Annotated in this window: 18 protein-coding genes; 5 read left to right on the top strand and 13 right to left on the bottom strand. The window is 39.2% G+C overall.

Translation table 11 applies throughout. The features are described 5' to 3' along the window. Positions 1-161 precede the first annotated feature (161 nt). Entirely contained in the window at positions 162-1,007 is an 846-nt protein-coding gene (locus ACH784_RS14415) for a S1 family peptidase (protein WP_404391330.1), read from the top strand. Positions 1,008-1,201: 194 nt separating this feature from the next. Here ACH784_RS14415 and ACH784_RS14420 read toward each other — a convergent pair whose 3' ends face one another. The 4 genes from ACH784_RS14420 to ACH784_RS14435 form a co-directional block, all read right to left on the bottom strand. Beyond that, positions 1,202-2,065, bottom strand: coding sequence for a putative DNA-binding domain-containing protein (locus tag ACH784_RS14420; RefSeq protein WP_404391332.1), 864 nt, complete (start codon positions 2,063-2,065; stop codon positions 1,202-1,204). Next, positions 2,065-3,015, bottom strand: a complete 951-nt coding sequence (locus ACH784_RS14425) for a DUF692 domain-containing protein (protein WP_404391334.1) — start codon at positions 3,013-3,015, stop codon at positions 2,065-2,067. Before ACH784_RS14425 ends, ACH784_RS14420 begins: the two co-directional genes overlap by 1 nt. Positions 3,016-3,027: 12 nt before the next feature. Next, positions 3,028-5,370, bottom strand: coding sequence for a ferritin-like domain-containing protein (locus ACH784_RS14430; protein ID WP_404391336.1), 2,343 nt, complete (start codon positions 5,368-5,370; stop codon positions 3,028-3,030). A 364-nt stretch (positions 5,371-5,734) separates the two neighbouring features. Then, complete coding sequence (locus tag ACH784_RS14435) at positions 5,735-7,006, bottom strand: S41 family peptidase (RefSeq protein WP_404391338.1); 1,272 nt, start codon at positions 7,004-7,006, stop codon at positions 5,735-5,737. Positions 7,007-7,571: 565 nt separating this feature from the next. On the opposite strand from ACH784_RS14435, the gene upp reads away from it, so the two are divergent. Then, positions 7,572-8,201 carry a uracil phosphoribosyltransferase gene (gene upp, locus ACH784_RS14440; protein ID WP_404391340.1) on the top strand — a complete coding sequence of 210 codons (630 nt, stop codon included), beginning with the start codon at positions 7,572-7,574 and terminating at the stop codon, positions 8,199-8,201. A gap of 317 nt (positions 8,202-8,518) precedes the next feature. Here the strand turns inward: upp and ACH784_RS14445 are convergent, their stop codons facing one another. After that, a complete protein-coding gene (locus ACH784_RS14445) occupies positions 8,519-8,884 on the bottom strand; it encodes a hypothetical protein (RefSeq protein ID WP_404391342.1) in 366 nt (121 codons plus the stop codon). A 698-nt stretch (positions 8,885-9,582) separates the two neighbouring features. Further along, the gene (locus tag ACH784_RS14450) at positions 9,583-10,500 is read right to left on the bottom strand and encodes a hypothetical protein (RefSeq protein WP_404391344.1); all 918 of its coding nucleotides are present in this window, start codon (positions 10,498-10,500) and stop codon (positions 9,583-9,585) included. A 1,357-nt stretch (positions 10,501-11,857) separates the two neighbouring features. On the opposite strand from ACH784_RS14450, the gene ACH784_RS14455 reads away from it, so the two are divergent. After that, a complete protein-coding gene (locus ACH784_RS14455) occupies positions 11,858-12,337 on the top strand; it encodes a hypothetical protein (RefSeq protein ID WP_404391346.1) in 480 nt (159 codons plus the stop codon). A 27-nt stretch (positions 12,338-12,364) separates the two neighbouring features. Here the strand turns inward: ACH784_RS14455 and ACH784_RS14460 are convergent, their stop codons facing one another. The 5 genes from ACH784_RS14460 to ACH784_RS14480 form a co-directional block, all read right to left on the bottom strand. Then, entirely contained in the window at positions 12,365-13,468 is a 1,104-nt protein-coding gene (locus ACH784_RS14460) for an SAVED domain-containing protein (RefSeq protein ID WP_404391348.1), read from the bottom strand. Beyond that, the gene (locus ACH784_RS14465; protein ID WP_404391350.1) at positions 13,465-13,956 is read right to left on the bottom strand and encodes a hypothetical protein; all 492 of its coding nucleotides are present in this window, start codon (positions 13,954-13,956) and stop codon (positions 13,465-13,467) included. The genes ACH784_RS14460 and ACH784_RS14465 overlap by 4 nt, the downstream gene beginning before the upstream one ends. Beyond that, positions 13,946-15,190: a nucleotidyltransferase gene (locus tag ACH784_RS14470; RefSeq protein ID WP_404391352.1), complete on the bottom strand. Its 1,245-nt coding sequence runs from the start codon at positions 15,188-15,190 to the stop codon at positions 13,946-13,948. Before ACH784_RS14470 ends, ACH784_RS14465 begins: the two co-directional genes overlap by 11 nt. A 160-nt stretch (positions 15,191-15,350) precedes the next feature. Next, positions 15,351-15,716, bottom strand: coding sequence for a metal-dependent hydrolase (locus ACH784_RS14475; RefSeq protein ID WP_404391354.1), 366 nt, complete (start codon positions 15,714-15,716; stop codon positions 15,351-15,353). 40 nt (positions 15,717-15,756) lie between these two features. Beyond that, positions 15,757-15,981 (bottom strand): DUF2188 domain-containing protein, encoded by a 225-nt coding sequence (locus ACH784_RS14480; RefSeq protein ID WP_404391356.1) that lies wholly within the window; start codon positions 15,979-15,981, stop codon positions 15,757-15,759. Between the two features lie 125 nt (positions 15,982-16,106). On the opposite strand from ACH784_RS14480, the gene ACH784_RS14485 reads away from it, so the two are divergent. Together ACH784_RS14485 and ACH784_RS14490 are read left to right on the top strand one after the other, a co-directional pair. Continuing rightward, positions 16,107-16,430: a helix-turn-helix domain-containing protein gene (locus ACH784_RS14485; protein WP_404391358.1), complete on the top strand. Its 324-nt coding sequence runs from the start codon at positions 16,107-16,109 to the stop codon at positions 16,428-16,430. Positions 16,431-16,440: 10 nt separating this feature from the next. Continuing rightward, on the top strand, positions 16,441-17,250 hold the full coding sequence (locus ACH784_RS14490; RefSeq protein WP_404391360.1) for an ImmA/IrrE family metallo-endopeptidase: 810 nt from the start codon (positions 16,441-16,443) through the stop codon (positions 17,248-17,250). 220 nt (positions 17,251-17,470) lie between these two features. Here ACH784_RS14490 and ACH784_RS14495 read toward each other — a convergent pair whose 3' ends face one another. Beyond that, positions 17,471-17,848: a hypothetical protein gene (locus ACH784_RS14495; RefSeq protein ID WP_404391362.1), complete on the bottom strand. Its 378-nt coding sequence runs from the start codon at positions 17,846-17,848 to the stop codon at positions 17,471-17,473. A 248-nt stretch (positions 17,849-18,096) separates the two neighbouring features. Continuing rightward, positions 18,097-20,349 carry an ankyrin repeat domain-containing protein gene (locus tag ACH784_RS14500; RefSeq protein ID WP_404391364.1) on the bottom strand — a complete coding sequence of 751 codons (2,253 nt, stop codon included), beginning with the start codon at positions 20,347-20,349 and terminating at the stop codon, positions 18,097-18,099. Positions 20,350-20,541: the final 192 nt, after the last annotated feature.

Consider the following 20,541-nt stretch of genomic DNA (forward strand, 5'->3'; position numbering starts at 1 on the left):
CGCCAACCTTTTTCTCGAAATCAAAAAAGCCTTAACGAAACCGTAAATGAACACCGCTAAAAATCGCTATGAAAAAACAAAACCAATAAATATCATAAACTTAAATTCAGGAATGCACCTTGCTACTTCATTACTCTAAACATGAAGAGTAAGGAATAAGCATGAACTTAATAAGCAAGTTAATTCTAGGTGGTTTAATCACAACAAGCCTGCACGCTAATGCCATGATAATTCGACATGATGTAAGTGACGGTAAATACATTCAACAAGCAACCGATTACCCCGCTATTTTTCCTTTGAAAGATGATGGCAAAACTAAAAACTGTGTGGGTACTTTGCTAACGCCGCAATGGGCTATTACCGCTGCGCATTGCACTATTTTATTAGAGTCTGGCAGTCAGCTAGAAATAGCAGGTAACAAAGCTGAAGTTCACTCGATTCATTTGCCACCTGAATATGGCTATATGAAAGCGATAAAGAATGAGCAAGGTAAAATCATTGATATTGAAGACAAGGTTAAAGACGCATCATTTGATATCGCTTTATTAAGACTTTCACATCCTCTCAAAGGCGTTCAAACCTTCCCTTTGCTTGAGCAAAAAGTCAAAGTGAACCAAACCATAGAAGTGATGGGCTGGGGTGACTTTGGTAACGGTTTGGAGGGCGTCTCTCGCAAAGAGAGAGTGAACGACAGACAACTGCGTGTTGCACACAATAAAATAGACGCCATCAACGGCAATTATCTGATTTTTAATTTTGATGCGCCAGATAGCAAAAACGCATTACCGCTTGAAGGCATTAATGGCCCCGGAGATAGCGGCAGCCCTGCCCTTATTAAGCTTCCAAATGGCTATTTCGTTGCGGGGATCAGCTCAGGAGGAGATTACCCGGGTGTGCAAACTCATAAAAGAGAAGGAAAATATGGTTGGCAGGAATACTATATTAATATCAATGCGATGACTGCTTGGATAGCTGAAACCATGGCTTTGAGCATTACGAAAAATTAGAAGGTGTAAAACCTCTTATCTATCGTGCTTAAGTGTCATTAATTAGAAGTCGTAGACTCAGCGCTATGACTTCGAGTTTAAAATTAGGCGATTTTTGTTGCTGCACTCAATTCTTCTAGCCTTTTAATAACTACAAACGCTGAGTCAAACCTGTCACAAAAATAACAGGTTTAATAGCGAGTTAGAGCAAATTCTTAACGGTTATTTTGGAACGAGAATAGCCCGATATTAACGGCACTTGGCAGCCAAATAGCCAACTGAGACTTCAAAGTTTGTGGCGCTATATTCATTCGCTCAGCACAATGCGTTACCGCATCACGGTAACATAACGGCTGCGCTTGCAAATGCAGTAATAAGTCTGTTTGCCAGTCGTTTAAGGTTGTGACTTTTAGTCGATATTGCCACCGTGATATCGCTATATTCATCGACTCTTCTGCAGGTAAGGTCCACGGCTCTGCTTGCTCAAGCTGCGAGACAAGCGGCAATATAGAATACTCAGTATGAATAAGCTGAACAGACTCAGGTACAGCTAAAATGCGCTCTTCTGCAATACCACAAAGTAACTCAAGCTCACTGATTGCCTCACTTTGATACTCAGTTTCAGGCCCGGGCTTTAACAGCGTTAATGCTTTTGCTCTTTCAAACTTAGCCAGCTCTGAAGGCAAACTGAACATCGCTTGTTGATGAGCATTAAAATCACCTGTTGGCTTAGTGTGGGCTAAAAAATCAGAAAAACGCGCACCAAGCTGATGAAGCGTCCAAGATTCTGAAGGCAAGGTAACAATAAATGCTTTAGCAAACGTATCGAATACTTCATCTCCCATAAATCGGCACAACAACGCAAACTCCCCTCGAAGACATTCAACCAAGCGCATCACATAGCCCGCAGCATAAATATCGACTCTTCTCATAGCGCTGAGTGATTCGCTACTTTTGACGCACTCATGCAAAGTTAAGCCATTGGCAGCTGCTTTATTCAGCTTTTGAGGCAGGTCGCCCCGTACCATTAAGACAGTGCTAAGCCATTGCTGAGTTTGTGTTAAGTCGGGCACTTTCATTACAATAACTCTGCTCGCTCGTTAACAATCGGGGTCGAAATGGCATTTGTCTTTGATACTGTATCTTGCTGAGGAATGTGCCCTGTAAGTACTAACTTCGCTTTATTTAGTTCTTCAACAAGCTCAGGGAAGCTTGGAATATTGGCATCCCATTCAAGTAACGTCGACGCCCCACCAGTTAAGCTTTGTGCTAATTGATATAACTGCCAAACTTTTTCTGGAACGGGTTGGTCATGCGTATCAATCAAGCAGTCACCGCAGTCACTAGGGCCCGCGAGGTGGATCTGCACAATGTGTTCGTGAGGTAACTCATGTATAAATTGCTCGGCATTAAAACCATGATTAAAACTGCTCACAAAAACATTATTTACATCCAACAACATGCCACAACCGGTTGCTTTAAGCAGCTCGCAAAAAAACTCACTTTCGGTCAATGTTGAATGCTGAAACTCAAGGTAAGTTGAAGGGTTTTCGAGTACTAAAGGTCGCTCTAAAAAGTCTTGGACTTGATCAATACGGCGAATAACGTGCTGCAAACTTTCGTCAGTTAACGGCATAGGCAGCAAATCGTGGCTATTTAATCCCGCAAGACCTGTCCAACATAAATGATCTGAAATAAGTTGCGGCTTCACAAACTCACCCAAAGTTTTTAACTTACTCAGGTATTCAAAATTAAGTGGATCGCTACTACCAATATTCATTGATACACCATGCATTACCAATGGATATTGCTCCTTTAACTTATCGAGCACATACCGTCCGTAACCATGATTATCAATATAGTTTTCACTGATGATTTCAAACCAATCCACACCAAGTGGCGTACCTTGATCTAGATGAGACATAATATAGGGGTAATGCTGACTTCGCAGTCCAACACCAAACCCTAAATTGCCTAGTTTGCTGATAGCAGGCGCAGCAAACTGCTGCGTCTGAGTTCGTTTTATCATGCTAGCTTCCCATCAAGTTGAAGGAGGAAGTGCGAGACGAATATCTGAAGGTGTTGGCTGTTCTTTCGGGTTACCATCCGCATCCAACAGACCATTGGCATTACAATAAGCTTGCCAAGCAATGTTATACACTCCATCACCTTTTTCGTAAGGCATTAGTACGTGTTCATCTTGCTTTTCTGGGGCTTGCTTACCTTTGCACGGATCGGCACTTTTTGGATAAGTGTAATCAATGGCTGAGAAACTATTTTTATTCTTCAGATCAAACTTAAACAGCTGCATTTTATACTCACCGTCAGCAAGTTCAGGGAATAACTGAGAAGCCGAAATAGGCACTGCACACCCCCCTAAATTATTACACTTGTTATCTGCAGGTGCACTTTTCGGCCCTTTAGCGACTGAGCCACCACAGCTGCCACCAGCAGTTGTACTATGCACAAATCCGCATCCCCCTTGTGCTTTACAATCGTTGCTGCCTTTACAACTGTGATACACCTCTGGAGGTGGTAAATCATCAGAGCCAATATTGGTATAACTCATTCCTTGGCAGGCATGGTACAGGGTTTGAGGGTTTTGAGGTTCAATACCTGTCACCAGATCTGGTGCAATGCCTGTGGTGGCCCAACAAATCGACACCCTATCGCCAGAGCCACCCATTGCAGGACCTGGAAACTCATTAGTTTGACCAGACCAATAACGGTCAAGCGCTGTCGTTAGCCCTTTAATTGTGCCAACTGCAGATTGGCTAAATAGCTTATGGGTATCACCAATATTTGCTGTTAGCTTCAAATTATTAAGTGCTTGTACCACGCTCTCTACCTGCGGCAGTTGCGGGTTAGTTTCATAAGCCTTATCGCCACCATTTGGGTCTAACAACGCTGAGCTCCAAGCATTACCCTCAGCAAACCAAGTTGGCCAAGTCATATAGCGCTCACTAGAGCTAGCGTTAGGTTTTTCAAAATCAACGATCAGCTGCAATGTGTCTGAGAATATTTGAAAATGATCTTTGTACTTATTTGTGATCCGCGCGCACGCAGAGCCAGAAATTGGCCCTTCATCGCCGCTTGCTGGGTAATCCGCTTTTAATGCTTCGGCACTAGGTTGAAACTTTTCTTGAACTTTACTTGGATGCTCCTCTTCTGATGACGCTGCCAGAGCTGCAAGAAGGTTCTGTGCCCATTGTTCTTCAGCCCAGCATTTACTCAGCATTTCAGCCACACCGCCACCTTCGCCTTGATCTGTAATGGCATTCACATTATTCATTAAGGCCTCTTTTAAAGCCGTATGATCTGCCTTAACGTTGAGCGAACCATTGATACCCGGGAACTGTGCTTGATAACCTTTTTCGCCAGAGCGTTCATTAAAGTAGTCACGTTGAATCGTTGCGTAATCTAACAAGCTAGTGCCATCGTCGTATTGGATCTGAATATAATTCCAATAACTAAGATACATGTGCCCAATGGAGCCAAATAATGGCAAATCACTTTCTTTATTGTTTGGCTGCCACCAATCATACGGGGCTTGTTCAAAATACTTAGGTCGATTTGTTTCTTCGTTTGGCTTTAGATATTCAGGTTGGATAATTTTCTTCGCGTTCTCTTCAGTTTCTTCAATCAACATAAAGAGCAATGTTTGTTCTTTATTGAGCTCAGTGGCGTTAACGCGTAAGTCTTGTAAAGTTTTGCCAGGGAAGATTTGTTTGAAGTAAGTTTGCACCTCAGGGCTCAGTTTCGATAAGTCTTTAGTGCAGTCGGCAAAGTCGAGAATATGCGGAATGCCACTTTGGTTGTTGTAACACTTCCAACCATATTGTTCATTGATCAATGCCTGACTAGTAAAACTCGGTGTTAGGCCCAATTTACTCGCCATGTTTGAAGCTAGTTGTAAGTGCAACATTTCTTCAATAAAGACACTATATACGCCATTGAACACCTGCTGATTCACAGACAGAGCATATTTTTCGGCTTGCTTGTTTACCTTACCTGACTCTCCGGCCAAGCAATCAATATTAAAAAGCGGCTCTAAATTAACATCGTACTCATTGCGTCTAGCTTCAGGAATATAACCAGCAGAAGGGCCAAGTCCTGGCCAATGACGACCAGGGTAGAGATTCGACGAATCAGCAATTTGGTGTGTACCCTGAATCGAGTAAAGGCTGGTCATATAAAGTGGAATTGTGAATAACTCAACGTTAATTGCTGCTTGCGCAATTGCCCGTAAACAAGATAAGTCGGCCTCTTTGTATTTGCTATCACGCGCTTTTATTTGCTGCTTTTGCGTAGCACTGAGGAGGAGTTCAGGATTAATTTCTTTGTCTATTTCTACCGACGGGCCCATTTTGTTCTGCACATTCATAATTTGCTCCTTTGTGACGGTGAACGTTGTGCAATATTGCTGGCCTACATAAAAATGTGGCTGGGTGTTTTATCCAGCTGTAACTCACAAATTTTAGTTAGCTAGTACAGGTGAGCGATGACCGCTCGTTATACACATTAGTCGAAAACACCGCTAAAACCGATTACACAGCATTACAAAGTGTTAACATTTCCAGTGCGCAAGAATGCCACATGCAACGAGAGCAATAAGGTAATATCGATAATTAAATAATCAGTTTGATATGTTTTTGAAGTAACAGGATAAAGCGATTCAGGCCTTGCAAGGTGCTTAACCAATACAAGGCCATAACCACGGTTTTATATAGCTTAACTAAGTTGAATAATTAGTTTAATTCACTCAGCAGTAACAGTGCTTTGGCTAATGCAGGATCATTACCATTGCTGTCTCTGTCTGCCGTATTCATATAAACATGCGGCACAAAATCTTCTCTAAAGCTGCCGTCAACATGATATAGACGCTCAAAGCCCAACTCTAACCAAGTGTCGCTGTGCTCAAGTTGCACCGTTTTAATGCCACCCAGTAAATCAGCCATAGGCGCACCGATGACCGTATTGGCGCCAATGGCATCAAACCCAATGGTCATACCTTCGCCCATACTACCGGTCCAGTGGCCCGCTAACACAACGAACGGCTTGTTATAGTGAGGCAAAGTTGGGGTAACATAAGCGGTTTCCATTTGCGCACGCTCATAAGGTACGCCAGCTTGTTGAACTCGATAACGCTGATAAGCCGTTTTTTGCGTTACAAAATGGCCCAAAACTGGTTCGGCAACTCCCGTATTACCGCCACTTGGGGTGTTACGTAAATCAATGATCAAGGCTTTGGTTTTTGTCAGTTCACTTAAAGCCTGTTTAAACTCAGCAACGGTTGCCATATTGCCAAGTGCATTATTGAATGCGATATAACCCACATCATCTATTTGTTTAAAACTGACTGCAGGACCATCTCGAAACGCATTGATCGCCGCATAGCTGGCTGCTAGCCTATACTGCTTGTCACCCGTTCCATCATTGATGGTCATCGTCCGCGCCGTATTTCTAAACCCACCTAAACTCACGTTTGCGGCATAGTTAACTTGCTCAGGCAATAACTGCGACAATTCACGACCAAGTACTTGCTTTACCGCCTGCTCCATTGATACACCATTCACAGCAGTGACTTTCATGTTGGGCCTGATCCCCGCTAAATCTGCCGAAGAGCCAGCCTTAACATCAACCACAATAAACTGCTGGTTTTGATAATTCACATAAATATCAGATCCTGTGGGATACACACTAAAATCAAACTCATTGTATGGCCCAAGGTTTAAATGCGGGTCGTAGAAGTTACGTAGTAACTGCTGCGCAGTATCGGAAAATGCCTGTTTAGATGATGAAGCGCTCAGCTTTGCTGCAAATAAATCAAACAACTCATTCTTATTCACCCCTTCTCTATCGAGGTATGCATATTGTTGCTCAAGGGTATTTTTAAGCTCTAACCATGCCGCACTGGCATTAAATTCTTGCTGTGAGTTTTGCGCATTAGCTTGCAAGTAAACACCAAAACCCATGCCTAAAAGCCCTGCAAAAACTCCATTTAAGATTCTGTTTTTCATTATTATTTTACCTGCATAGATCCTTTGAACTGATAATTACACATAGGGTGAATAAAATAAATGCCGCGACCGTTTTATGTAATAAGTGCAAAGTTCGTCATTCTGAACTTGTTTCAGAATCTATGTGTTTTCACACTCTTTGGTAGCAAAAACTGTAGCAGCGGCTTTATGCCGCGACCGCCTCATGTAAAGAACCCTCAAATCTTGTCATTCTGAACTTGTTTCAGAATCTATGTGTTTTCATTCTCGTTGGTAGCAAAAACTGTAGCAGCGGCTTTATACCGCGACCATCTTATGTAAAGAGCTCTCAAATCTTGTCATTCTGAACTTGTTTCAGAATCTATGTGTTTCCACACTCGTTGGTAGCAACAACTGTAGCAGCGGCTTGATGTTGCAGGTCGAGCTTTAGCGCGACAGGTTTAAAAAAAAGCTTTCAATTTAACACGTAAAGGGCACGAATTAATTTGCTCTGAAGACTGCTACTTATTAATCCTATAATAAATTTTATTGATTATTCTCACTCTTGTTACTTAACTAAATTATAAAAACTTGTTTAGGCCACAACATGAACGTAGTTGAAGTTAAGCACCCATTAATTTCTCACAAGATGGGACTATTACGAACACACGATATAAGCGTTAAAGCATTTCGTGAATTAGTATCAGAAATTGGCAGTTTGTTAACCTTTGAAGCAACACGAGATCTACCGCTAGAAAACTCCACCACAACTTCTTGGCAAGGTGATATCAGCACACAACAATTGGCTGGTAAAAAACTAACCTTGGTTCCTATCTTAAGAGCTGGGCTGGGTTTAAATGAAGGTGTGCTATCAATCATTCCGTGTGCAAGAGTCTCAGTGGTTGGTCTTTATCGCGATGAAGAAACCCTAGAGCCAGTGCCTTACTTTGAAAAACTCACTTCTGATTTAGATAAACGTGTCGCCTTGGTCGTAGATCCAATGCTAGCAACGGGAGGCTCTATGGTAGCGACCATAGATTTATTAAAAAAGCATGGGGTAAAAGACATAAAAGCCATGGTTTTAGTAGCAGCCCCAGAGGGTATTCAAGCACTTGAAGAGGCACACCCAGATGTCACGCTTTATACTGCCAGTGTAGATGAAAAGCTCAATGAGCAAGGTTATATTTTACCGGGACTTGGTGATGCGGGTGATAAGATTTTTGGGACTAAGCAATAGAGGGTTATAAGTAAGGCACTGTGAAATAAACAACCTTAACCTGTAGTAGCGGCTTTATGACGCTACTGTTTAATGCAAAAAATTCTCAAATTTTGTCATTCTGAACTTGTTTCAGAATCTATGTGTTTTCATGCCCTGCTTTCACCTCCCTGAGTGCTATTAATGCACAATGCAAGACCAGGCCCTGTTGATTTTGCAAGCTGAAATCATAGTCCTCAGCTCATTACAAAGCCTATAACAAAAAGGTTAACTAGCTTTAGTTAACCTTTTGAGAAGTTCTCAAAGCAGAGTATACCCCCTGCCGAATCTACTCTCTGTTAACGGTAGTGTTTATGTTTACAGGAAGTATCTGGAGAATGGCCTTCAGGTGTATCTTCTTTGTAATAGTTACAGTTAACATACTCATCGTGAACAGATATTTCTACACATTTATGGTCATGAGAACTATTGCAGTAAAAATCAGTAGATTTATGACCAATACTGTCAATATTTACTGATATTGTATACCAATCTTTTTCTGGCCCATATCCAGTGATGCACTCCGTTGGTGGACTGAGTTTCTGATACGGTAAGTTTTCACCGTGAGCAGTTTGTGTCTTGTCATTCCATGCGTGATCCACATTGTAACCTTCAAGTGTGTGCCCGCTATTGTTATAAACATACATTTTCATAGTATGGCTCATAATAACTATCCTTTTAAATGTTAATCGCTGATTAGCTACACATGTAGCAATTCAACTGTAGTTTCCAAAAGGAGCTATAGCTATTACAGCCAATTACAACTAGTTACAGGAAATTACAAGCGAAAATCAACGGCTCTGACCCCATTGATTTTGTTACTCACTTCCTGCTTTCAATTTAGCATTTGTCGCGTTGGCGACTACAACCAAGGGGAGGCTGCCGCCGGTCTCCCCTTGGAACCCCTCGGCGCCCTTCATCACCCTAGATCCTTCAAACAATAAATTGATGTGAACGTACACGCCATGAAGGTACGTCCATGTACAAGCATGGCTTGGCTCGCATTGCCTAAATGGATTTAGGTACTTGGGATTTGTCGGGAACATAAATCCCGCCATGCGAGCGCATTACTCATCAATTTATTCTTTTCAGGGTGTGATAAAAGGGAAAGGGTGCTGTCTGTAAGTTATGGGATTAAGTTAAGGATTAGGCTGTCTTTGAACTCATAGGGTCAAAATGCACAATGCAAGACCTGACCCTATTATTCTTTAGTTTTATCCTCTTAAGGTGACTAGAAATGACCGTTTATTTAAATATAAATAGCAAATATGGGATAAATTAACGAAACAACAAGGCTGCTAAAACAACCTTGTTGAATTGCTACTACTTGACAGTGGTTGAGCGCCCATATATGTCCTGTTGATTATAAAACAACGTTGCCTTTATTTTTATTGTTCCGTATTTTTTCTTCTTTTAATACTAACGACAGCCTATTGATAATTTTTTCTTTCAAAAGCTTTCCTTGTATGCTTTTTAAATAGCTTTTTAGCCTTTGGTTTAAAAATGACTCAGTGATATTTATGTCACAAAGTTGTACTAAACTCATTGATTTATAAACAATAGAGCAGTAATAATCTGTTTTTTTCCTTCCAAAACTCTTCCCATATTTAGCTAAATAAGAATTTCCTTTTTGTTTTAACTTTGGCTGACGTTTGAAATCCTCAACCTTTTTATCTGAGATATCACTAAATTCAGAAAAAGTTAACTTTCCTACCTCTTGACTAACTTTGGCATATGTTATAACACCGTCTAAATAATAGTAAGAGATATCAAGCCTTAGGTCTTTTTTATGTTTATTACTCAACTCACTTGAGAATGGTGTAAACCCTGTGCATTTAATATGTAGTGTTAAATTTGTTCTGAGCAATAAGTCATCTATTAGGTTGTCATGTTTATAAAACTTTTTTATTTCATTTATATCAGAGTCTATTTTGTTACTCATTTCTTCTAAAATTTGAAAATACATGACTTTTTTAAGAGTTCGGATATGGCCTCTATCAATAGAGCAGTTACTATAATCCCAGTTTTCTCTATTTCCAAAGCCTACCCTCCAGCCACCAGTTTTGTTAGGGTGAAAAATAGTGACTTTGTCAATTAAGGCTGAAAGTTTATGATATTGATCACCCTTAAACTCAAAGTTTTCATTTATATCACTGTGCAAACCAACCTCAACACCTGCTAGTTTTAATGTTTCTGATGTTCTCTCATTTTGAGCAAGTAATTTAAAAGATACTAACTTGAAAAGTATAATAAAAGCCAAAAAAGTGGGCGACTTAATCATTTTAAAAACCTTTGCTGTTTACTTTCTTTAAAACATTTTAATGGTGAATAACTGTACAACAGTATTTCAATAGTTATCAATAGGTACCAGTTATATTATTATAAATTCACAGGGTCAGGTCTTGCATTGTGCAACCCTAAATACAAAACCCACAGACAACCCCCTTCCCCCTTTTATCACGCCTGAAAATAAGTAATTGATAAGTAATGTCAGCGCATGGATGCGCTGCAAGGCTGATTTAGTTAATGGATCGGAAAGTGAGAGGCTCAGCAATAGTTAAAACCACTCCTTTCACCTTGCGCAAAAGTAACCTTGCTTCGCAACGTATATTTTGCACCTTCATCAATCGCATTATTTGAAGATTTAGCGTGATGGAGGAGCGCCGTGGGGTGACGAGTGACCGAAACAAAGTTTCGCAGCGTGAGGAAGTGGAGGTATGGATGCCGACAGGCAGAAACTTCATGGATGAATTTCTGCACGTTATTAAATTGAAATGCTTACCGCCCTTTAGTTGCCGTCGCCAACGCGACAAAAGGTTAAATTGAAGGCTGGTTTTAAACCTGCCGCGCTAAAGCACGACCTACAGGCGATAACAAATTGCGGCATGAAATCGGTGCTACCGAGGTGTTTTATTCCCTTGTAGTTCGTCGTTCACGGCGACAATGTTGTTAACCTGTCGCACCACAGACTGACCCACACACCATCACAAGACGCGATATGAAATCGCTGCTACCAAGACTAACATCGTGCGTGAAAACACCTAGATGCTGAAACAAGTTCAGAATGACAACCCCAAACCCCATCCACAAAAAAACCGCCTTAATTACTTAAGGCGGTTTTTAAAATCATTGTCGCGCTAAAGCACGACCTACATGATCACGACAGATCTAGTCGGAAACTCAGCCCCTATATTTTTCAATAACTTACCACAAGGCTTGTTACAAACCTAGTTGGAAACTTTGCACCATTTTGACTTCGAAAAACAAACCCTTAATGCAAAAGTAATTGGAAACTGCTCTAGAGGTCTTTAATTACATAGACTCTACGATTTTTCTCTTAGTATTAAATACTATTCTATGTACTCACTTTAAAGTAACAGATAAACATTTAAATCCACGAGAGTATCGAATCTCTAACAACAGTCATCCCCCAAAAAATATAGTAGTGCCCTATCATTACAGCTAACATTATTAGGAGAATTAGTAGGCCATGTAACTTCGATTTTGTTTTATAGTTATTTTGTTCCTCTCGCCACTCAAATTCCAAGTTTGGATTTATACAAAGATTTAACGTCCATTGAATCAAAAAGTACGCTAGAGCTGGGAAAGTACTAGCCAACAAAAAAGCTAAGGAGTACTTGAAATGGCATGTTGTCAGCGCTGAAAAAGATAACCCTAGAGTTGGCCCCAGAATTGAAATAGATAGTAAAGCACCAAAGTTTTCCAAGGGTAATATCACTTTGACACCCAAAACTGACGACAACTCCCGAACCTCACCATATATTATCCTGTGGCATATCGTGAAAAATGTAAGACTTACAATTATCACGGTTAACGTTGTCGGTGCGGCGTGTTCAGCAAACAAGTCTAGAGAAATTTTTTCCCAGTTAAACTTGATCTTCATGAACTCCTCTATCCATTGCAGCCAAGTTGATGACAATAACGCATCCTTAAAGACAGCTAGATACCCCGATACAGCACCTAGCATCAAGAATGGAGAAATGTTGTCTAATATTCGTTTCAATGTTACCTCTTTTATTTTACTTCATTATTTTGCTAAAAATTTAAATTCATACACAGATTGTTATGAACAAAAACAAGAAATATGGGCTTGTTAATTACCAATTAAGTATGCGATCGCTATCCTATGCAGCTCTTATGGTTTCCGCTGAAACGATTGACGGATATGCATCAGAGCTATGTGGAACAACTAATGCCCATGCATATTTTGTGGAAAAGTGCTTTTCATATTGATAAATAGCTAATCGAGGTAAATTACGTTTGTCGTATGCTTGCCCAAACCTAAAAGACACGCTATTTTGCGAAGCTAATATTAAGTGAATCTTCTCAACCCCATTTTCCTGCAATAACTTACAAAACTCTAAGAAATCACCAGCAAGTCGATTTTGCTTCGTTTTGGACCAATGATTGTTTCTATTTCTTTTAGGTAGAGTTAAATAGTGAATTGACTTCCCAGCGAATTCGGATTCTATAGCTACCTTATCCACCAAATAGGAGAATGAGATTGCGATAACAGCCTCTGAAGCGCCTACATTGCTACTGGAGATATCGAACTCTTCGAAGTCATCTTCTTCATCTACTTCTCTCCAACAAGATTCGTCGCGAAACCAATCGTATAATGAGACAATTGTTTCATCGTCCAGAAGATATCCTGTATAAAAGGCAAAAGGAACTGGCATAATGCCCCCATAAGCAACTGAGACATCGCTTGAATTCAACCTATCTTTGCGCACTTGAATATCCCTACCCAAATGTTGAAGTTTTAACAAAGCCAAATCAGGCCGAGTAATAACGTTATCAACAATCCGTTCACGAATATCGTTTATTACAGATTCAGTGTTTATATTTGACTTAGAAGTTATATAGTCTTCTAGTGGCGAGTCAGTAGTATCAACAAGCCCTCTTTGCTCAATAACTATTGTTTTATTCCTAGCCCTTAACTTAGTTTCATCGATATATCGTTTAAACTCCCAGAGCAGCCCTCCAACAAATGCGGCACAACCTACAAGAAACCCTATAAGCGCAATGAAAGCACCTACATGAGAAGAATGATAGTTAATTTCGAAAAAATGCTCGCTATCATAATAAGTTACGAACATTGCCCAACTTCCAGCTAAAGAAACTGTCATCAAAAAAAATCCAGACCTAGCAGCATACAACGCAGGGGATTTTTTTCTAAAAAGCCAGTCTGTAGCTTTTTTAATAAAATAGTTAATAGAAGCTGTCATTCAAGCACCTCTTGTGATTCATCATGCTCGACACCACCACCATGCCAAGTGCCAGTTGAAAGCCAGCATTCAAAATAAAATAACCAAGTAGAAGCCCAAGGAATAAAAGTATCTGCGACAAACATCGTTGGCTGCCACTCACTGACTTTATTCAGCTTCTTAACTTTGGGCAGAAACAAGCAAAGCTGAACCCCTTTAACGTTTGTACTATTTGGATAGGTATGTGGTATAGCCTTGTCAGAAGCTAACACAGTTAAATCTGGCTCAGTAACAATACAAAAAGGCAATTTATTTATCGTGTACCTAATTACTACCTTATAACGTCTTGAAAGTGACGTAGGCTGTATATAACCAACCCACTCAACTGTCTTATCATTGTCCCTTATTACAACTTCACCCTTACAACATGATTTAAAGGCTATGTATTGCTCAGCAATACCAATAACAGGGTTCTCTAATTGAGTCACAATATTTGACTTAGCTGCCATAGAAATTATTCCTACGAACAGGTGTTACTACTTTGGTAACATTAGCGTTAGCGGCTTTTGATTGAGCTACAGTCAGCGCTCCGCTACCTAAAACAACACTGAGTTTGTCCTTCTCTCTCGCTAGGTTAACTTCAGCAATAAACTTCTCTCGCGTCATAGCAATTGCTTTGTCGCCAAAGGAGCTTGAAAGCGATGCAAACATATTATCTAAACCACTTACTTCATCAGTTATCATATATTCAAACGAATTCACGGCTGCTTTATGCCAAGCAAAGAAAGCTTGCTGAAGCTTATAGCCTTCATTGTCTTTGACTCGATTCCATTTCTCAGCATAGTTTTCCGCTCGCATAGAGGGATTTGCAACTAATATTTGACCAAGTTCATTTTCAATGTGGTGAGGCATTAATTCAATAACATCCAAAATTAAATCAAATTCGTTATCGTATTCTTTACCTGCATCAACGACTTCGACATATGCTTTAGTAGCTAATGTTGTTAAAAGTACAGAGATTGGCTTGAATTGACTATGAGTATTACTTGTATCTTGCGCCCATATATCTCGATGGCGTTTCAAAATTTGAATTATCCGATTCAATAAATGCTTAATACTTTGGTCGGGCAACTCCTCAACAGACCTTGAATTCAAAGCAGCATATAATGATTTTTGAGCCAAGAATTTTGGCTTTAGTAGGCAACTCTTATCGAAAGCAGAAGCCATACCTTCAGGGTTTGATTCTTTAAATTCATTTCGCTTATCAACAACCCAAAGAGGATGCCCGGTTAAAGGGGCCGAATCATATTCAATAGCCGGAGTAATATCTAAATGATAATCCCCTTTATAATTAATGCGAAAGCCTCTTGGCAATTCCTCTAGCAACTCACCATAAACCTTATGCTTTAGTAAGTGTGTTTTTACGGCACTAACAATTTGATCACGGCTAGCATTTCTTGCATTTGGCAAAAATAAAATAAGATCGACATCAAACTCTTCTCGCTCTAATGGCTTGACCGCAGTCCTTAATCTAATTGAACCTTGAGCATAAATTTTGGCATCCTTCAATAATGGTTCTTCACAATTAGCTAAGTAATTTCCCACTGCATTGTAGGCTGTTTCAATCCGCTCTCGCTGAGTATCTGTTAACTCCAATCCAGAAAAAACTTGATCGAGAACATTTGCGAGCATCACTTTCTGTTGTCTGCTCAAAATTCTTGCATTTTTGAATAATGCTGGCATATAACCTCCTAGGAAACATAAACTTTAACTTAAACGTGCCTTTTGTAAGGTTAATAACAATTATCACGCCAACAGGAATTTCATTAATTTTCAATTGGTTAAAAATATCCCAACCACAAATTAGGTAACTTTAATTACCATATGGTTATTTTTATTACCTCTATAACTTTCCAACGAGAGGTAACCCTTTTGGTGTAGTTGAATCACAAATCAAGTGGCTCAAATAGGCACACCCACCTATCAAAGCAATACCTCGCATCAATTTTTCAAACGGTGTATCTGGTGACCATTTATATACTTTAAACATCGCAGCAGCGGACACAGTCATAAACAAATAGCTGTGGAAAAATTGGCGATGATGAGGGTTCAGTGCTGGCTCAATCATATCTGGCAGCTTACCTGATATAGCACCAATAACAGTCCCAAATGCAGGATTATGACTTATGGAATGCTTATCTTGATCGATAAGAGCAACTCCAAGTCCAACTCCAGCCCCAACTAACATATGTGTTTTGCCATTTGGCATAAACTCTCCTTTATCTTGATAAAATTATTTTTACTAGTTTCTAACCTTTTGGTGGAAAAGGGTCGTCACCGTAGCTGTTTTTTTCACGAATCCTTCCATTTTGTCCATGAACCAACATTTCTGAGCGTTGGTTTTGAGCAATGTTTCTTGCATGTTCAATGGCCTCAGCTTGAGTAGAGTGAACAGATGTCGCTTTAGAGTTCCCAGCACCTTTAACTGCCCAACCTGACTCATGTGGCACTACATGTTGATTTTTTCCGCTCATTTTTTATTCCCAATATAATTAACATTATCGTTAGATTAATCTAACGACTTAATTAGATCAAGACAAATCTATATATTTGTGTTAGATTTATCTAACAGTTATTTTCGCTATGGATGCATTTAAAAATGTCGCTAGGGTCAAAACTTAAAGAACTTCGTTTAAATAAAGGTAAATCTCTTCAAGAAGTAGCCGATAGTGTAGGAGCTTCAAAGCCCCATATATGGGAATTAGAGAGGGGAACTTCCAAAAACCCTTCTCTTGAGCTAGTCAATAATCTAGCAAAATACTATTCTGTTACTATCGATTATCTCACTGGCGCATCAGAAGAGAATGATGCCATTCAAGCTTTTGCTAGAAGCATCGCAGATAAAAACTTATCTGAGTCTGATTTGTTTATTTTAGAGAATTTAGCCAAGGAATTAGAGAAAAAAAATAGTAATGGGAATTAACATTGAGCTAATGGAACTAGCCGATCTTACTCGGCCTTCAGACATAGTTGACGAAATTTTAAAACAAAACCCGAATATTTCGTTCCCAATACCTTTAGAAACAATTGCAGAAGTAGTTGGTATCAGAGATATCCGCTACACAGCTTTAGAAAGTTTAGAAGGAGCGTTAGTTGCAAACGAAGAAAAAAGTCAGGGAATAATTGTTGTAAATCAAAATACCATTCCTACAAAACAACGATTCACTGTAGGTCATGAACTTGGACATTTTTTAATTCCTAGGCATGGACACAATATGCAATGCTCACCAAAGGATTTAAAAGCAAGACCAAATAGAAATTCGAAGATCTTGGATATAGAGTCAGAAGCTAATTTATTTTCCTCAAAACTGCTGATGCCTGCCAAACTAATCACGCAACGAGGGTTCATTGATAAGGTTCCAAGCTTCGAAAATATCTTAAACCTTAAATCACTTTGTGACGTAAGTCTTCAAGCCTGTGCAAACAATTATATTAATTTGCATGGCGATCATTTAGCGATCATTATTTCAAAAGATAAAAAGATTTCATATGGCCTAAATTGCAACAATAACCCGCTATGGTTAAATGCTAATAAAGGAAGCATAATACCTATTCATAGCCATACAGCATCTGTCGATTTAACCAAAGTAAACACTGTTACGAGCAGTGAAGTTGATATTGGCACTTGGTTTTCGCCTTCAAACAGGCTTAAGTACCCAGAAACAATAATTGAAGAAACATTAGTGCAGGAAAATGGATGGGCCGCTACGTTACTTTGGATTGAACAGATAGAAGAAATCTAAAGAAATAACAAAATTTACGTAAGAATTTCAGCTCAGAGTTTCGTTTAGAAACCTCACCATTAGCTGACTACCCCATAATTCGTGAGAAACCCAAGCGGTTAAAAACCGTATGCACTTTCCAATTACTTGCTTTTATTAATTTGTATATCTCCTTACATGAAATAAAATAACTCACTTGTAAACAGACGAGCTAATTGGCTCGTCATTTTTATAGATGAAACTACGGCAAATATCGGTAGCAGATAATTTCCTGCGGGGTCATTAACGTATTACACATTGTTAGCCACTCCGGCAGGGTTAAAGTGACATAGTTGACCTCTTCAACACTCACATAATATGACCCCGTTTTAGTAAAAAATCGCGTGTTGCAGTCTTTTGTATATTGAATAGGAGAACTGATCACAACATTTTCATGACTATATCGTCCGGTTTCATCTCCAGCTACAAAACCATGAAGGATTTGAGCTATTTCAATCTCCCGCTCGTCGACATTCGCTATGACTGAAACTACGGTTGTAGAGCGGAGATAAGTTTTAACTCTTTCAATCTGATGATCTTTGAACGCTGGATGGATTTCTGTATTTGTGAAAATGCTCATAAAGATTACCTTACTTTTAATTGGACTTTATAAGTGAAGGTAGAAAAACTGAATAAGTCATTATTCAAAAACGTATAAAAAACATAACCCACTGTAATAAAAGGTTATTTAATAAAAGTTTTTTTTTGCGAAGGGTATGCATTCAAGATAGTTAATATCAGGATCGACTATCAAAAATTGAATATGACTTTACCGCTATAAGTTGGTTAACCAAGATTATAAAATAATACCGTTCAAGCATTTGGGTTTTAGAAAAAACGTTCAATATCTTTTAAGGTAGACAACACTTTAAAAGATTTAAAGTATTCAGCTATTCGCCAACAATTAACATTCTCTGTTGTATTTTGACAAAAATACGTTTTCCGTGGTTCTCCGTCCTTACACAACATTTTGTTGAATAGTTCAACTTCATCTAATTCTGCCGCCAGCATCAATGGGGTATAGCCTTTGACCGGAGCAGCATGTTCAGCGTTAACATCTGCACCAGCTTCAATTAACTGACTCGCAATTAATCTCATTTTTTCAATATCGATTCTATTGTCTAGCTCCCATGACATTAAGTGAGTTAACGAGCGTGATATTTGTCGAAACCTAGGATCTGAGTTTTGAGCTAACAGAAACTGTAGCTGATCTTCCAGAGTGAAACCCGTCATGCCTGAGTTCGCCCTTCTAATCGAATCTAACACTTCAGGAGTTAACTCCATTTGAAGAATACTGTCCCCATAACGCTTTGGGTCCTTAGCTATACCAATCATCTTTATACAGGCATTCAAAGCGGTTTGATTGTCCGTTAAACCTCTTTGATTAACATTTGCTCCCATTTCCAAAACCTTTTCAACGATATCGGGTCTTCCAGATTGAACTGCCGATATAAGAGGTAATAGTCGCTTTTTGTCAGTGCAACGATTCATAGTTTCTACGCTGTGAGGGTATCCTGACAATAGAAAGAATAGAGAGTCGTTTAAAGACCTAAACGGCACTTCCCTTAAGTTTAAAGCCTCTAACGCCATTAAAATTGCGGTATCCCCTGAGCTACTAGTCAGATTAACATTGGCACCTTGCTTTAGGAGCTTTTTAACTACATCACGTTTTTCCATTTCAGCAAACCAAACTATTTGAGGATATGTTTTCTTCCAAATTTCTCCAATTTTCAGCTTTCTATTCGGGTTTCGATAATCTGGTTTTATCTCATCAATATCTGTAACAACATTGATTCCAATATTAGCCGCAATTTCTGGAGTATTCGCTTCGGGAAACATACCGGCTTTTGGGAAAACTTTATAAAACGAAGATCTCCAGTTTTGTACTTCCCAATCTTCAATAATGTCTGAAAACTTATTCGATGATTCACAACTTTGAACTGAAGGAATATCATAGTTAAACACCAGCAATGCATTTTTTAAGTGTTTTAAAAAGACTTTATCCGGCTTTTCTTGGCTTGCCGCGACAACTATTGCCTCTTCAATAATATATTTTTGATTAATACCAGCCCTGTATAAACACTCATCAAACCCAAACTTATAAAGCGCATTAGCTTCTTCAAGCTGACCATTCAAGACATACATCCTAGCTTTGTGCCACTGTACCCAATATGCAAAGTGAGATTTATGCTCTTTGCCAGATAGTTGTTGCTCAAGTTTATCTATTGCGGCTTTAAAATATTCAAATTGCCCTTCGTTTTTAACAGTAGTTCGCTTCACCCCCTGTTGAATTTCTCCGACCAATGGCAGCAAATAACTAATCCTATCCTTATAGGCTTGTTGATGAGATTGAATTAGTGGACTAAATTCATAGGTAGGCTTTGCTCCCAAAGACAACACTCGACACTCCTCGAACAACAAAGAGTTGCCGTCTTCCCTAGCTATACGATCAATAATTGACGCAATAAAAAGCAGTACTTTCACTTTTTGCCAGTCAATTTGTTCAGGCCAAGGACCTTGTGACCATGTTTGTAGGACGAGTAATGATTGAATATCTGGTTTATGTTCACCATCTTTCCAAGCTTTAACTTTTGCTTTGTTTTCTTTTTCTAGTGAATTGTAATAGTGTTGCCAACCACCCTCATTTTCATCTAACCAAGCAAGTATTTGTGATGTACAGGTTTCTTGAAATGAAAAGAAGGCTACGTTTAATGGTTTTTTGCATGAAACTAAACTCAACGCACTCTCGATTGTATTTACGACATGTTTGCTTAGTAACGTCTTACAAAGAGCAATTCCTATTTCTGTTCGAGATAGACCGTCAGCATATATATTTGATACATGAGTCATGTATTCCGTTAAATATGCATGAAATTCTTGTTTGAATATTGCACTAATTTCATTACCAAATGTTTTAGATAAATAATCGAAAACCTCCTTGGAAAATTCATTTATCAAACGATAATCAGCGGTTTTATCTTTGGCTTTATCATCAAGATGTTTATTGCCAGCTTTTACACCTAGTACCTTTGCAAAGGTTCTCAAAGTTTCTATATGAGTTGGATATGGAAAATCAGACATAGTTGCGCTCCCTGCAAATAATGGTTCGAATATCGTTGGAGAAATTTTTAAATGCTCTTCTATCACTCGGTGATGAAGGTACTGTTATTTTCTTTCCATTTGGGGTTATCAAAGCCCCATGCTTTTTTCTATTGATAAATCGCCAGCCTATTTTACACATTCTGCTAACCAATTTATTTATATCTTTATCGC

It is taken from the genome of Pseudoalteromonas phenolica, assembly GCF_044788725.1.
GTDB lineage: Bacteria > Pseudomonadota > Gammaproteobacteria > Enterobacterales > Alteromonadaceae > Pseudoalteromonas > Pseudoalteromonas phenolica_C.

Bases quoted from the DNA above. Each gene is read 5' to 3' on its own strand.
- ACH784_RS14415 (WP_404391330.1), top strand. From the start codon at position 162: ATGAACTTAATAAGCAAGTTAATTCTAGGTGGTTTAATCACAACAAGC.
- ACH784_RS14420 (WP_404391332.1), bottom strand. From the start codon at position 2,065: ATGAAAGTGCCCGACTTAACACAAACTCAGCAATGGCTTAGCACTGTC.
- ACH784_RS14425 (WP_404391334.1), bottom strand. From the start codon at position 3,015: ATGATAAAACGAACTCAGACGCAGCAGTTTGCTGCGCCTGCTATCAGC.
- ACH784_RS14430 (WP_404391336.1), bottom strand. From the start codon at position 5,370: ATGAATGTGCAGAACAAAATGGGCCCGTCGGTAGAAATAGACAAAGAA.
- ACH784_RS14435 (WP_404391338.1), bottom strand. From the start codon at position 7,006: ATGAAAAACAGAATCTTAAATGGAGTTTTTGCAGGGCTTTTAGGCATG.
- upp (WP_404391340.1), top strand. From the start codon at position 7,572: ATGAACGTAGTTGAAGTTAAGCACCCATTAATTTCTCACAAGATGGGA.
- ACH784_RS14445 (WP_404391342.1), bottom strand. From the start codon at position 8,884: ATGAGCCATACTATGAAAATGTATGTTTATAACAATAGCGGGCACACA.
- ACH784_RS14450 (WP_404391344.1), bottom strand. From the start codon at position 10,500: ATGATTAAGTCGCCCACTTTTTTGGCTTTTATTATACTTTTCAAGTTA.
- ACH784_RS14460 (WP_404391348.1), bottom strand. From the start codon at position 13,468: ATGACAGCTTCTATTAACTATTTTATTAAAAAAGCTACAGACTGGCTT.
- ACH784_RS14465 (WP_404391350.1), bottom strand. From the start codon at position 13,956: ATGGCAGCTAAGTCAAATATTGTGACTCAATTAGAGAACCCTGTTATT.
- ACH784_RS14470 (WP_404391352.1), bottom strand. From the start codon at position 15,190: ATGCCAGCATTATTCAAAAATGCAAGAATTTTGAGCAGACAACAGAAA.
- ACH784_RS14475 (WP_404391354.1), bottom strand. From the start codon at position 15,716: ATGCCAAATGGCAAAACACATATGTTAGTTGGGGCTGGAGTTGGACTT.
- ACH784_RS14480 (WP_404391356.1), bottom strand. From the start codon at position 15,981: ATGAGCGGAAAAAATCAACATGTAGTGCCACATGAGTCAGGTTGGGCA.
- ACH784_RS14485 (WP_404391358.1), top strand. From the start codon at position 16,107: ATGTCGCTAGGGTCAAAACTTAAAGAACTTCGTTTAAATAAAGGTAAA.
- ACH784_RS14490 (WP_404391360.1), top strand. From the start codon at position 16,441: ATGGAACTAGCCGATCTTACTCGGCCTTCAGACATAGTTGACGAAATT.
- ACH784_RS14495 (WP_404391362.1), bottom strand. From the start codon at position 17,848: ATGAGCATTTTCACAAATACAGAAATCCATCCAGCGTTCAAAGATCAT.
- ACH784_RS14500 (WP_404391364.1), bottom strand. From the start codon at position 20,349: ATGTCTGATTTTCCATATCCAACTCATATAGAAACTTTGAGAACCTTT.